Raw genomic sequence first — 13,451 nt, forward strand, 5'->3', positions numbered from 1 at the left:
GCGCGTTTCTACTATTTTGTACACTGTGAATGGACAAACAAGGAAAATGTCCATATAAAGGTGGACAAAGAGGATAGTATGTCCCCCACACCTTAATTTCTATATATAGAAACTATTACGAACATATATCACCATATATAGATAAAAAGGTCTTCTGGGAATATACCTCTCCTCCGAAAATGTGTCCACTATTTGAAAGACATTTCAGTGATTTTTCCTCCGTAAGAGGACAAATCATGCACCAAATGCTATCATCAAACAACAAGAGCCATGGAAAGATGGGTATTTTTCAGGGAACATCACGGCCACGCTATCAATAGACAAACACAAACAACAAGAGCCCTGTGGATACACCAGAGGAATTCCATCAATATTGGAATTATTCTGCCTCCATAGGGCTCTATAGGGCTCTATAACTTTTGCAACGGGTCTGAACTGTGTGTTCCGATCCGTTTATCTCAAACCGTTTACAAGATCAGGGGGATGTGATTATTCGTCTTCGCCAATGATGCGAACTTCAGTTTCGAGCTCGACGCCGAATCGTTCGTTAACTGTCTTTTGTACGTGGCGAATAAGAGAGATATATTCGGCCGCAGTCGCATTGTCCACGTTAACGATGAATCCTGCATGCTTCGTGGATACTTCAGCACCACCCAAACGCGTTCCCTGCAGACCGGATTCTTGAATGAGCTGTCCCGCATAATGCCCCGGAGGACGTTTAAAGACACTGCCGCAAGATGGATATTCAAGCGGCTGCTTCGATTCACGCAAAAATGTGAGTTCATCCATCTTCGCCTTAATTGCATCATATTCTCCCGGCACAAGTGAGAACGTTGCTTCCAGCACCATATACCCTTTCGGACCGATGTTGCTGCGGCGATAGCCTAATTCAAGCTGCTCCTTAGTAAGTCGAACTAACTCTCCTCCCGGCGTAAGCACCAGCGTACTCTCCAGTACATCCGCAATCTCTCCACCGTATGCACCAGCATTCATGTACAATGCCCCACCTACAGAACCCGGTATGCCGCAAGCGAATTCAAGTCCAGACAGATGATGCTCCCGCGCGGCACGCGATACGTCGATAATAGCCGCACCACTCTGCGCTATGATCTGATCTCCGCTGCGTTCGATTTTGTTCAACTTGTTCAAATTGACAACAATTCCCCGAATTCCACCATCCTTAACGATTAGATTGGAGCCGAATCCAAGGATCGTTAGCGGCAGTTCATGCTGACGTGCGAAATCAATGACAACTTGCAGCCCTTCGTAATTATCGGGCGTTACATACAAATCGGCCTTGCCACCCATTCGGGTATAAGTATGTTCCTTGAGCAATTCACCTTGTTTTATCGAATCTTCCGCAATCTGTTTACATAATTCATGATACCGTTCTGAGAGGTTATGCATGCTATTCCATCCTTACTTATCTTTTTCATTCAACCTTACCATTGCATTCATTTCACATTACATTCATTTCACATTACATTCATTTCACATTACATTCGTTTCACATTAACATCCATTATAGCCATACCAACGCGAGAGCGTTCGCCTATGTGAGGCTCTTTATCGTTGTATGGACACTTCCTTACCTACATTCCAGTATATCAAATTTTCTCAGACAATTAAGATGGCAAAAGTCACCCCTTGTCCAAGCCCGCATTTATGCCCCTAGTCTCATGATAGATGATCAGTACGTGGGCCACTACTCCAACATATGCATGAACATGGGCGAATGGCAACAATAGTGAGGGCGGCGCATTGATAGTGAAGCTGCAAATGCAAAAGCCTGTTATATGCAAACGAGAACAAGTTCTGATGATACTCAATTAAGATCAACTGATTCGAAACTGCATTAATGCTCTGCTGATGCCGCTCAATCAAAGGAGAGAGATGATTCGCAAACGCATTTCATCAAACATAAGTGAATAACACTGAATTAAAAGGCTAGATGATTTAATTTATCACTGCGTAGCACTTAAGCAAATCTAGATGATTCATCATTGCGTAACATGTAAGCAAAGGCTAGGTGATTCATCACTTCGTATCATGCAAGCAAAGGCTAGGTGATTCATCTCTTCGTATCATGCAAGCAAAGGCTAGGTGATTCATCTCTTCGTATCATGCAAGCAAAGGCTAGGTGATTCATCACTTCGTATCATGCAAGCAAAGGCTAGGTGATTCATCACTTCGTATCATGCAAGCAAAGGCTAGGTGATTCATCACTGCGTATCATGCAAGCATAAATAAGATTTGAGACCTTATTATCGAGTTGTCTTGGTGATTGAAATACGCTCGTTCCATACAGTGGCATAGTACGGGTACAAGCGTGCATTCAACGAATGTCCAGTTCTTCATTCATGCCCAAGGTCATAACTGGGAAATAGGAAGGCGGAAGGTGTAGAAGGTGTGAATGTACTCAGAAGCAACAAAAGCCGCCTATCGAAGTAGGCGGCCCAGCTCTATTATCCTGCAACATCTCTCTTGGCAAAGGTAAGCCATGACACGGCGTGAAATGCACAGAAGTAAACAACCAGCACGGCAATCGAGAAGCCAAGCGTCATGTCCGGGCGGAGTGGTGATCCCTCGAAATACGGACGGAGGTCGATATTGGCGAATAGTATATATTTCCCCCAGCTGTAATGCGCGAAGAGCATCGCCATATTTCCGCCAATGAGCAAAAAGCACAGGGAAAAGGCGATAGCCATAGACGAGCTGCGGAATGCCGCCGATATCATAAAGGCCAATGTCACAAACATAACTAGCTCAATGATACTGAACCCATAATCCTTCAGCAGCGCAAGCAGCCTCGAACTTTCCACAATTGCACCGTCTTCTCCGATACCTATGAGTGGCTGTGAGAAACCCCCAAAGCCCTCAACAACGCCTCCTACCAAAAAGGAGAATAGAATATTGATTGCAATAAGAACAAATGCAAATTGGAGGGTAGCCGCATACTTGCTCAGTAATATGCGGGTGCGTGAGGCTGGCCCAACGAGCAATAACTTGATCGTCCCCCACGAATGTTCGGCAGCGAACATATCCGCTGCAATAACTACAGTAAATAGAATAACAACAAGCATCAGCTTCGAAGAAAGATTCACGATGCTCCATATGTTCAAGGCATGCGGATTACGATTATGCTCCAAATAGTATTCATTGAGCTGGATCCGATTTGTTAACTCCTCCTTCTCATCCGGCCCCATATTTCCACTGGTGTCTGTAAGCTGTTGCTTCAACTGTACATTGGATTGGACAAGATATTGCTGCCACCCCTCCCCCTTGCGCGGGTCTTTGTCAATTTCCATAATACCGGTCAGCAGCACAATAACAGACATAAGTATCCCGATCATAATCCAAGTGCGAGGACGCCGATATATCTTCATATTCTCGTTCTGAATGAGATTGTAATAGCTAGACAATACGCTCTCCTCCTGTCAGCTCCAAGAATTGATCTTCCAATGACAGATTCGCCGCTTGAATGCCATACACATCGATGTCTGCATGCACGAGCGCCCTTGTCAGGTCAGGCACCCGCTTGCGCCCTGCCGAAATATGAAGCTGTCCTTCATCAACATGCATATCGAGATCAGGCATCATTGCAGATAGCATCTCCCAAGCTTCCCTCGGGTTGTCGACATCAATCACGATATGCTGCGTATCCGCTTTCTCCTTCAGTTGCCTCATCGAGCGAACATCGATCAACTTGCCAGTCTGGATGATCGCAACTCGATCACACATCAGCTCCATCTCGGACAATAAATGAGAGGATACGACGACACTAATGCCTTCTTGATGCGCCAAGTTGCGCAAATAATCTCGCAGCTCACGGATCCCCGCTGGATCCAGCCCGTTCGTTGGCTCATCGAGAATTAATACGGAAGGCTTGTGCAGCAGCGCTTGAGCGACACCAAGCCGCTGCCGCATACCCAGTGAATAGCGCTTTACTTTCTCATGAATGCGATTTTCCAACCCAACGAGCTTCACTACCTCGTCAATCCGCTCTTTCGTTACGCCCGAATGCCTTCGACCGTAATACACGAGATTTTGATACCCTGTCAAAAACTTATACATCTCTGGATTTTCAACGATCGCTCCAATATGGGTCATTGCCTGCTCGAACTGCTTGTGAACAGGAATTCCTTTCACGTAGATCTCACCAGATGTCATCGAGATTAAACCTACAATCATGCGAATCGTTGTCGTCTTGCCCGCCCCATTAGGACCCAGAAATCCAAATACTTCACCTGCCGGAACATCAAATGACATCTGATCTACGATTGTGCGCTTGCCAATTTGTTTGGATACATTGCGAAGCTGAAGGACTGCTTCTGAATTCATAAGACCCGAACCTCCCACCAGAAAATCTATAATTTCGGAACCTATCTTCTGCAGAACATTACGCATGGACGATTCTCTCCATCAGCAGCAAAATCTATATCTCTATCGACGTGGGCGTATATGTGTAAAGATTCGAATAATCAGGTAGCAAAGAACGGCGCCAACTCCAGCTCCACACACATATCCAATCCTTCCTGGATAGAAAAAGTCATACCCCAAATATCCTCCGTATAGCGCTGCAAAAATGACACCTACCATAATATAAGCCTTTTCTATAGCAGGGAATATAAACTGCTTGCCGTTATTCTCCGTACGATTGCGGGAGTACAGCCACATCCCCCCGAGCAGCAGCAAGATCGCAACGACACTGATAACCCCATACGAATAACCAGGCCCTTCATGGGTGACCCATTTCCCTACATTAAAATTGTCCCATACTCCAGTATCAAGCACAGATTGAACAGATTTCGTCGTAGAAACCATGAATACACGAACAAATTTCCTTATAACAAATGTCAAAAAATCAAATAGGGTCATGCACAACAGAAACAACGCAACCTGCATCGACCATGTACCTGTGAAGGAACCTAGGAACAAAGAAAGCGTGTATATAGATGCTGCTACAAAAATCATATGGAGCCCTCGTACAACTACCTCTCCTATAGAGACATACTCACTTACATGCGAGGATGCGAGTACCACGAAATCTAATCCAAGCGTGATCACAATCGTGATCGCAATGTACACAATACCAATCATCCATTTGGTCAAATACAATATCCATCTTGGATAAGGGAGAGCAAACATATGCTCATTCAATTGATTTCGCCGTTCCTGACCTAATAACCATATGGACAATATAAAGCTACCGAAGAGGATAAAAATCAAACCACTGCCATAATCGCCATACAGATTACCGCCTACAACGCCATGATACACATGGGAAATGTTCTGAACAAATGCATCCCTAATCGATTGGGGAGCCCACCATAACTTCCACATATGCACGTATAAAATAAAGAACAAGCTCGCCAGCAGCATGAGCCACAGCATAACGCGTGTCTGACGATACTCCTTCCACCAGAGTGCTTTTACGAACAGCTTATGCTTCGTCATCGTTATCTCCAGCCTTCCCGATAAACCAATCCTCTAGCGTCAATGGCAGCTCATCAACGAGCAGCGGCTTCAGCTCTTGCAATTCTGTCATCGCTTCATTCGACTCTAGGATGACCGTATATACGCGCCCGACCTGCTGCAGAACGAATACATCTTCACGATGCAGCCACATCGGAGATTTATCCCCGTTAAATACAACCTGCAGCTTCTTCATCTGCTCACGTAAAAGCTCCAGCTCCCATACATCTTCCGTTCTTCCATCCTGCAGCAGCACTACAGTATCGGCGATGCGATCCAGCTCACTAAGCATATGTGAAGAGATGACAATGGAGTTATTCTCATGGAGTGAATCTACAATTAAGCTAAGCAATTGTTTCTTGGCTACCGCATCTACACCGTTCGTAGGCTCGTCGAACAGGATCAGCCTCGCTTTAGTCGCAAGCCCCAGCGCCGTACTGAACAGCATCTTCATCCCTTTGGACAAGGTACGAACTCGCTTGTGCATCGGCAGCTTGAACCGCTCCATCGCCGACGTAAAGAAGAACAAATCAAATTTGGGGTAGATCATTCCGTACCATGCGGCACACTCCCGAACCGTGTACATTTCTAGCGCTGCTGGAGCATCGGGGACGAAGACAACATCCTGCTTGCATGCTGCATATGTGTGAATATCCTTGCCGTCATACGAGACACTGCCCCGATCAGGATCGTATACCCCAACCAACGTCCGCAGCAAGGTGGTCTTACCCGCTCCATTCCGTCCTACAAGTCCAACGATTTTCCCAGGTTCAATCGTAAAGCTTACTCCGCGAAGTATCGGTTTCCCGTCTATTGCTTTATGGACATCCGTCACTCGCATCATGATTCATCCCTCCACCATTCCACTGAAGCTTGCTCCACCATCTCTATAAATTCCTTCCGTTCCAGCCCCAAATGTTTCGCCTCAACGGCGATGCGGTTCAATTCGTCCTTCAGCTTCGTCATTCGTTCATGCGCCATGCGAGGGACAGGTGTATCTGCAATGAATGTTCCTTTGCCTCGAACCGTCACAATAACTCCTTGGCGTTCTAATTCCTGATAAGACTTGCTCACTGTATTTGGATTTACTAACAGCATTGTCGACAACTCCCTCACGGACGGCACCTTGTCTCCGCTTTGCAGCGCTCCCTGCGCAACTAGAGCCTTCATCTGTTCGACGATTTGCTCATAAATCGGCGTAGCGCTCTGTTCATGTAATCGAAACATGGCAGCCTCCTTTCACATTTGCAATCACATAGCAGCTTCAAATAGATTCGCGTTTATAGGTGTACTACTCCAACTAGTACACATAGTACACTCTTCAACCTAAATATGTCAATACATTTATTGGAATGCCATGCACCATTTTTCTTATTCTGTGTTACAATATGGCTGGATATTATCAGACCAAGGGGGTCGGATTAATGAGACATTCATTTACGCTTACATGGAAGGGGCAAGATCGCATATTACGAGGCGATGCCTTTATCCCCAGCAGCACCTTCAATTCGAAGGAGAAGTCAAAGACAGGCGTACTTCTTGTAGCCCACGGCTACAAGGGATTCAAGGATTGGGGCATGTTCCCTTATGTCGGTGAACAGCTAGCTGAAAGCAGCGGACTCCTGACCCTAACCTTCAACTTTACACATAATGGTGTCGGCCCTTCGCTCGATTGCTTCGATGAACCTGAGCGATTTGCCGTTAACACCTATCAGCGAGAGCAGGAAGATATAGATTGCCTCTTCAACTGGATACGTTCAGATAAATTTGGCCAGTGGATAATTTCTGAAGAAATCGAATATGATGTATTGCCGGAGACACCCATTTACTTGCTCGGACATAGCCGTGGAGGCGCAAGCAGTCTGCTCTATGCACTCGACCACCCGGATGCGGTAAGAGGCGTAATTTCGTGGAATGGTGTTACGAATATGGATTTGTTCACGGAACAACAGAAGGAGGAGATGAGGCAATCCGGGCGTTCTGCCGTTATTAATGCCCGCACCAAAGAGGCATTGCCATTAGATCGAGTTATGCTGGAGGATTTGGAGGCTAATGTGGAGAGATATGCATTGATTGAACGTATGAAGGAGGCTCATTTCCCCCTGCTTCTCGTTCAAGGCTCCGATGATTTGCCTGGATTCCGTGAAGGATCGGCACAGCTAATTGAGAACTATCCTACAGCGAAATGGATAACCATTGATAATGCCGGACACACCTTTAATACGGTTCACCCCTTCCAAGGCACGACCCCAGCACTTGAAGCTGCAATTGAGGCTACCTCGGACTGGCTTCATCACCACCACATTGACTGCCAGCGAAGAACGACAGTACAACTTGAACGTAATCTGCTTGAACCATCGTGATGATTATTGCTTGCATGATAGATGCAGCATTAGAGTATAAGACAGGAGTTGCCTAATTGCCATGTTATCGAAACAACAGCTGATTACGGTCATTATGACTACCATTGCAGGACTAACTGCAGCTTACTTGCTTCATATCCCACTCCTTATTGGATTTGCACTCGGCTTCATCGTTCTCACCATCTTATCTCACCGCCAAGGCAATGCATGGACATCTCTGCTTCGTTATATGAGGGATGGAGCCAAGCATACACTTGGGGTAGCCTGGATACTTATTATGGTCGGACTTATGATTCCCGCATGGACAATAAGCGGAACGATCCCCTATCTTATTGAACAGGGATTGTCCTGGATTGATCCTACTTATATGACAACACTCACGTTCTGGTTCTCCACGATCTTCTCCATGCTGCTCGGGACTTCAACCGGAACACTTAGCGCTGTAGGCATCCCTATGATGGGGGTAGCTGCGATTGCGGGAGTTCCTTTGCCGCTTATGGCAGGAGCACTCGTCTCTGGTGCCTTTGTCGGAGATCGGACATCGCCATTCTCCAGCACACATCGTCTTGTCGCGGACTCTACAGGGACGAGTGTCGGTCGTCAATACCCAGCTCTCGTACCTACCACGCTGCTGGCACTGGCTTCAGCGACTGCATTCTTCATGTGGTTCGATACACAGGGGAAGTGGACTGTACCGGAACAAGCACTGCGCATGGAATCATTCCATAGCCACTTCACCTTCAGTCCTTGGCTGTTCGCTCCTGCTGCTGTCTTGATTATCGCGATCTTATTTCGACTGCAGGCTCGCATCGCCTTTACCATGTCCATTATTGTTGCGCTCGTGATCGGTACATGGCTGCAAGGCGCGACGCCAGTCGAATGGATGAATGGTTTCTTGTTCGGATATGAAAATGCCGAGCTCCCTTCCCTTCATACGAAGGGAGTACTGCATATGATTGAGCTTGTCCTATTTATTATGATCGCGGGCGCATTTAATGGCATATTGGAGGCTACTCGTTCGCTGGAGCCGTATATCGCTGCCTTTATCGGGCGCAACAGCGCACTGCCAGGCGCAACCGTCCGTGTCGGTTTATTCGGATTGTCATTAACCCTTGTATCCTGCACGCAGACACTGCCGATTATGATGGCAGGCCGGAGCGTGATGCCGCTGTGGTCGGAGCGTTTCCCGAAAGAACAGCTTGCAAGGGTAATCGCGGACAGCGCGCTCGTCTTTGCCGCTATTATTCCTTGGAACCTGCTTGCGGTACTGTGCGGCACAATATTGGGTATTCCCGTTCATCAATATGCACCATTCGCAGTCTTCCTCTGGGTTATTCCAATCTGGACACTACTCGTATCATGGGTAATTGGGCACAGACGACCACGCAAGCTGAAACCGGCACCTGCTCCAACGGTACAAGGATTATAACCGTGACTCCAATTTAAGATCATGGCGAAGAGAATCATCTAAAAAGCGATAACAATATAAATAAACCGGTTCTACTATGCAGTAGGAACCGGTTTATTTATTTCTGCTTTATTTGGTTCTATACAGTGTTATATCGAATATGTGACGCAGCCTGACTGCTGCTGATTCGTACGCCTCTTGTTTTTCAAACCGTAGTTCCGAAGCTTCCCGATGTCGCCAATTCGCCAAGCTTACTGCTTACCATGAGTAACCTGAACGGGATCCGAATTATTCCTTGCTCCTACCGCCTTAATTACGAAGCGATAGCTCTGCTTAGAATCTATGTTCTTAAGCACATAACTATATTCGGCTTGACTTGGAAGGGCTGGGACATACAGACTCCAATTTTTCCCTACCTTATCATCCTGCTCATATATTCGGAAACCTCTAACAGGCTCCGCTGCAACAGCAGGACGACTCCACGACAGAATCGCATCTCTGCTCTCGAACTTCAGGTTGGCTTGCTCCACTTTGCCAGGCTTGCCGTCCGTTCTTTTAATGCTGTACTCGTCGTATTTCTTAATCCCTTCGTTCTTTGCCGCCGTATAGGACGTGAATTTCAAAACATCGTTCGATATCGAAACATCAGTGAACATCTTTTTGAACGGCTGTGCGTCAATGACTGCAAAATAATCGTCATACCCCCGATGTTTTTCGTAAAATTTCCCGCCTACTGAGTTTGTCATGAGGTACACGGAGCCTTTCGGATCGACTACATTACCCTCTTTATCCTTCACCACGTTTTTGATCGGCTTATCATTGAGCATTTGGTAGGATCTCATATACATATGGTCATGGGCTTCGAACACAATATCAATTCCCAGCTCATCGAATACGGGTACCAAGTATTTTTTGTAGAACTGGATACGGCCATCTTCCCACTGTCCCGCATTATCTCCTGCCGAGTAAGGGCCTTTGTGGAGCGACACGAACTTCCATTTCTTATCAGTCTTCGCAACCTGATTTCTCATCCAGTCCAATTGAGCGTTAAATTCAGGATCCACCCACTCTAGTTCTCCTTTTTTATTCAATCCACCCTCGAACTGGGAATTGAATTGCATGAAGAGCGCGTCCCCATATTCGAACGCATACACGGAACCGTCATGAGTACCTTTCACTACATCCTTCGGCAAGTTAAAATGGTTGTAGAAATTATTGTTCTCCGTAGTTTCGTCTCCATCGTAATCTTTCACCTCATGGCCACCAAGCACGGGCACGAGCGGCACTCGGGCAAGTTCCTGCTGAGGGAGACCCAGAAACCACTGCCACTGCGATTCCAAATCGCCATTGTCGACCAAATCCCCGGTTAATATAAAGAACTTCGGATCCCCGATATGATCGATCGCTCTGCGGAACGTATCCTGCCAGAGTTCGAATGTAGATTTGCTGGAGGCTTGCGAATCCGATCCTACGATAAAATGGAAATCCCGATTGTCCGCGTGATCCGTAGTAAATGAGCCGATAGCTCCCCATCCATCCGCATCCCCATTTCCTGCCCGATAACGATATGACGTCCCCGGCTTCAGATTATCAGCCGTGACCTTATGGCTTGCGAATTTCGTTTTTTCTTGGAGGATCGATCGCCTTTTACCATGAATGTCTCGATAATGTCGAAACTTCCCGTATAAGTAGTCGCCTTAGCTTCCGGAAATGCGCCGTTCCCCATTTCGGAGGCTTCCACCACCTGCAGCTTCGTGCCGGTTACCTCCTTCGGCGTATACCAGGCAAACGCCAGGCTTGTCTTGGTACCTCCATTGAAGGTCATGTTTAACAACTGCGGCGCCTTGAGGGAACTGTTCGTCTTTGGTACGCCTTGAATAACAATATCCTTAATCCGACTTGAGCCCGTATCGCTTATCGAGCCACTGCCTGACACTTTTGCATCGGAGTTTACGACCCAACGAATATATAATCGCTCCTGATCATCCGCACTGCTTGGCAGCGCAATACCGTTTAACGAGCTGGCAGAACTGTATTCCGTGCCAAGCACAAGTGTTCCTTTTACAACGTCCGTCCACTTAGCCAGATCCGTGCTGATTTGGAGCTTGAAGTCCCTAGGCCCAGTACTGGAGGACTTCAGCTGCGAAGATACTGTAATTTGCTCCAGTCCCTTCGTCGATAAGGCGCCTAGCCAAGCCTTCTTGCCTTTGCCCTTGTCCCATCCTTGATAACGGATGCTCTTTTCGCTCCCATCGAATGTAAATCCTGTTCTGGAACTCCCACCGACCTCTTGGATAAGCGTAGCAGAATCTTTGGATAAACCGGACGCAGCATGGAAGATGCCTGGATCGTTCTTTAGGTTTGCAAATTCCCATTTAGCCACAATCTCTGCACTGGCGGACACGTTCAGTTCTTCCTCCGCACGAGCAGAGCCCATGCTGGAGACTGCCAGCATAATAACTGCTAGCCATACCGACAACACGCGATAACCATTCGCCAATTTAAAACGCTGCTTTGCCATTCCATCGCCTCTTCCCATTCAATGAATTGAGTTCCTTGATATTGAACAGATAACAGAAAAATACAAAACTAGCCACTTATATTATACATATTATGGAATAAATGGGCTACTGAATTATTTACTGGATTGCATAAGCCGTCACAGTCCGTTCACTTGTTTTTTCGGTTCAATCTGATAGAATACGGGTAATTCTCGGAATAACATTCTTCAGCGTAGCAGCGCACTTACGCTGTACGCAGACACAGTCAGCAAGGAGGATACCTATGACGACTCTATATTCGGACTTACGCACGAATGCTAATGTCAAACATTCTATTTCTACACTCCAGCAGCTCCTAGCGTCACTTACTCAGCAAGAGGTCATCACATGTCATATCCCATTCATCGAGCATACGATGTATCCTGAACATTCGATTTTCATATATACAGAACAGCAGCTTAATCATCCAGAATCCCCATTCCGTTTGAAACGAAAGCTTCAGGAAGATGAAGTTGTCATCGCCTATTTAGAATCCCGCGGATTGCTCGTTGCCGCTGGGTTGGAATCTGCATTGTCTAAAGCTTGCCTGAAACTAGGCAGCCTGCTTGCGGAACAATGCGCAGCACTGCCGCAGGCTGCACGCCCTCGCTTAAAAGAAATATTCTGGCAGGGCGTACATCCTCGCGCGGTATAACCGGATGTGAAGGCGCAATAAAGCTGGCATGCATGATACCGAATAGTTCGGGAAGCCCCAATATATACAAAAAGGCAAGCATCCAGTGCGATGCTTGCCTTTTGTCGTAGGTAACTGCTTTTCAGCAGCATACCTGTTATTCCGTACCGTTAGATGCCGGGAATTGGGGAACGCTTATGTTCCGTCTTCTGATATTGGCGCTCGATTTTCTCGCGCACGTCATCCGGTATGTCCTTACCTTCGAGATAGTCGCTATTATGCTCGTATGTAATGCCAAGCTCCTTCTCATCGGTTTGTCCTTCCCACAGGCCTGCCGTCGGTGCCTTATCAATGACACTAGCAGGGACACCAATATGCTTCGCGAGTTGGCGCACTTGACGCTTATTCAGAGAAGACAATGGCGTAATGTCCACTGCTCCGTCTCCCCACTTCGTATAGAAGCCAGTCAACGCCTCAGAAGCGTGATCAGTACCTACAACTAGCAAATTCAGATCAAAGGCAAGCGCGTATTGCACAACCATCCGTGTACGAGCCTTCATGTTTCCTCTATTCGGAACACTTAAGGAACGTGCTTCCGGCAGCTGCTTAAGCGCCGCTTCTACCTCTTGGGCAGCTTCATCAACCGCTTTAGCAATGTTCGTTTCTACCGTATGCTTCAGATTGAATGCTTGCGCAGTTGCATAGCTGTCTGAAATATCTGCTTGTGTGCCATAAGGTTGAAACACGCCTAGCGTCATATACTCCTTGCCTGTCTCTGCCGTCAATTCATCCGTCGCCTGCTTACACAACCCAGTTGCAACCGCACTGTCAATCCCGCCGCTAATCGCGATCAGAAGCCCCTTCGTTCCTGTATTCAACACATACTGCTTCAAGAAGTCGACCCGCTTGCGTACCTCAGCAACTGGATCAATCTGTGTCTGCACGTTGAAGCGTTTTATAATCTCTTGCTGTAAACTCATCATTCCGTCCCCTTCCTACAAGCATCCGTGCTCGGCCTACAATTCTATAGA

General features: G+C 46.9%; 12 protein-coding genes. 3 read left to right on the forward strand and 9 right to left on the reverse strand.

Features of this window, described 5'->3' with window-relative positions; translation table 11 throughout:
• Positions 1-489: 489 nt before the first annotated feature.
• The 6 genes from murB to AZ66_RS09530 all read right to left on the reverse strand — a co-directional run bounded on the left by murB (position 490) and on the right by AZ66_RS09530 (position 6,702).
• Positions 490-1,407, reverse strand: a complete 918-nt coding sequence (gene murB, locus AZ66_RS09505) for a UDP-N-acetylmuramate dehydrogenase (RefSeq protein WP_044354637.1) — start codon at positions 1,405-1,407, stop codon at positions 490-492.
• Between the two features lie 1,058 nt (positions 1,408-2,465).
• Positions 2,466-3,422 (reverse strand): ABC transporter permease, encoded by a 957-nt coding sequence (locus AZ66_RS09510; RefSeq protein ID WP_021261202.1) that lies wholly within the window; start codon positions 3,420-3,422, stop codon positions 2,466-2,468.
• Positions 3,415-4,341, reverse strand: coding sequence for an ABC transporter ATP-binding protein (locus tag AZ66_RS09515; protein ID WP_044354651.1), 927 nt, complete (start codon positions 4,339-4,341; stop codon positions 3,415-3,417). Before AZ66_RS09515 ends, AZ66_RS09510 begins: the two co-directional genes overlap by 8 nt.
• 102 nt (positions 4,342-4,443) lie before the next feature.
• Entirely contained in the window at positions 4,444-5,457 is a 1,014-nt protein-coding gene (locus AZ66_RS09520; protein WP_044354638.1) for an ABC transporter permease, read from the reverse strand.
• A complete protein-coding gene (locus AZ66_RS09525) occupies positions 5,444-6,319 on the reverse strand; it encodes an ABC transporter ATP-binding protein (RefSeq protein ID WP_021261205.1) in 876 nt (291 codons plus the stop codon). The genes AZ66_RS09520 and AZ66_RS09525 overlap by 14 nt, the downstream gene beginning before the upstream one ends.
• On the reverse strand, positions 6,316-6,702 hold the full coding sequence (locus AZ66_RS09530; RefSeq protein WP_021261206.1) for a GntR family transcriptional regulator: 387 nt from the start codon (positions 6,700-6,702) through the stop codon (positions 6,316-6,318). Before AZ66_RS09530 ends, AZ66_RS09525 begins: the two co-directional genes overlap by 4 nt.
• A gap of 197 nt (positions 6,703-6,899) precedes the next feature.
• On the opposite strand from AZ66_RS09530, the gene AZ66_RS09535 reads away from it, so the two are divergent.
• Both AZ66_RS09535 and AZ66_RS09540 read left to right on the forward strand, forming a co-directional pair.
• Positions 6,900-7,838, forward strand: coding sequence for an alpha/beta hydrolase family protein (locus tag AZ66_RS09535; protein WP_082061517.1), 939 nt, complete (start codon positions 6,900-6,902; stop codon positions 7,836-7,838).
• Between the two features lie 61 nt (positions 7,839-7,899).
• Positions 7,900-9,267, forward strand: coding sequence for a Na+/H+ antiporter NhaC family protein (locus tag AZ66_RS09540; RefSeq protein WP_044354639.1), 1,368 nt, complete (start codon positions 7,900-7,902; stop codon positions 9,265-9,267).
• Positions 9,268-9,497: 230 nt separating this feature from the next.
• On the opposite strand, the gene AZ66_RS32520 is transcribed toward AZ66_RS09540, so the two are convergent.
• Positions 9,498-10,904: a metallophosphoesterase gene (locus AZ66_RS32520; RefSeq protein ID WP_331436893.1), complete on the reverse strand. Its 1,407-nt coding sequence runs from the start codon at positions 10,902-10,904 to the stop codon at positions 9,498-9,500.
• The gene (locus tag AZ66_RS32525; protein ID WP_231586801.1) at positions 10,829-11,767 is read right to left on the reverse strand and encodes a hypothetical protein; all 939 of its coding nucleotides are present in this window, start codon (positions 11,765-11,767) and stop codon (positions 10,829-10,831) included. The genes AZ66_RS32520 and AZ66_RS32525 overlap by 76 nt, the downstream gene beginning before the upstream one ends.
• A gap of 263 nt (positions 11,768-12,030) precedes the next feature.
• Here AZ66_RS32525 and AZ66_RS09550 point away from each other — a divergent pair, with 263 nt between their 5' ends.
• The gene (locus AZ66_RS09550; protein WP_044354640.1) at positions 12,031-12,441 is read left to right on the forward strand and encodes a hypothetical protein; all 411 of its coding nucleotides are present in this window, start codon (positions 12,031-12,033) and stop codon (positions 12,439-12,441) included.
• A 149-nt stretch (positions 12,442-12,590) separates the two neighbouring features.
• On the opposite strand, the gene nadE is transcribed toward AZ66_RS09550, so the two are convergent.
• On the reverse strand, positions 12,591-13,400 hold the full coding sequence (nadE, locus tag AZ66_RS09555) for an ammonia-dependent NAD(+) synthetase (RefSeq protein ID WP_036620711.1): 810 nt from the start codon (positions 13,398-13,400) through the stop codon (positions 12,591-12,593).
• Between the last annotated feature and the right edge of the window lie 51 nt (positions 13,401-13,451).

This window comes from Paenibacillus sp. E194, from assembly GCF_000935845.1.
Classification (GTDB): domain Bacteria; phylum Bacillota; class Bacilli; order Paenibacillales; family Paenibacillaceae; genus Paenibacillus_B; species Paenibacillus_B alvei_B.

Bases quoted from the DNA above. Each gene is read 5' to 3' on its own strand.
- murB (WP_044354637.1), bottom strand. From the start codon at position 1,407: ATGCATAACCTCTCAGAACGGTATCATGAATTATGTAAACAGATTGCG.
- AZ66_RS09515 (WP_044354651.1), bottom strand. From the start codon at position 4,341: ATGAATTCAGAAGCAGTCCTTCAGCTTCGCAATGTATCCAAACAAATT.
- AZ66_RS09520 (WP_044354638.1), bottom strand. From the start codon at position 5,457: ATGACGAAGCATAAGCTGTTCGTAAAAGCACTCTGGTGGAAGGAGTAT.
- AZ66_RS09525 (WP_021261205.1), bottom strand. From the start codon at position 6,319: ATGATGCGAGTGACGGATGTCCATAAAGCAATAGACGGGAAACCGATA.
- AZ66_RS09530 (WP_021261206.1), bottom strand. From the start codon at position 6,702: ATGTTTCGATTACATGAACAGAGCGCTACGCCGATTTATGAGCAAATC.
- AZ66_RS09535 (WP_082061517.1), top strand. From the start codon at position 6,900: ATGAGACATTCATTTACGCTTACATGGAAGGGGCAAGATCGCATATTA.
- AZ66_RS09540 (WP_044354639.1), top strand. From the start codon at position 7,900: ATGTTATCGAAACAACAGCTGATTACGGTCATTATGACTACCATTGCA.
- AZ66_RS32525 (WP_231586801.1), bottom strand. From the start codon at position 11,767: ATGGCAAAGCAGCGTTTTAAATTGGCGAATGGTTATCGCGTGTTGTCG.
- AZ66_RS09550 (WP_044354640.1), top strand. From the start codon at position 12,031: ATGACGACTCTATATTCGGACTTACGCACGAATGCTAATGTCAAACAT.
- nadE (WP_036620711.1), bottom strand. From the start codon at position 13,400: ATGAGTTTACAGCAAGAGATTATAAAACGCTTCAACGTGCAGACACAG.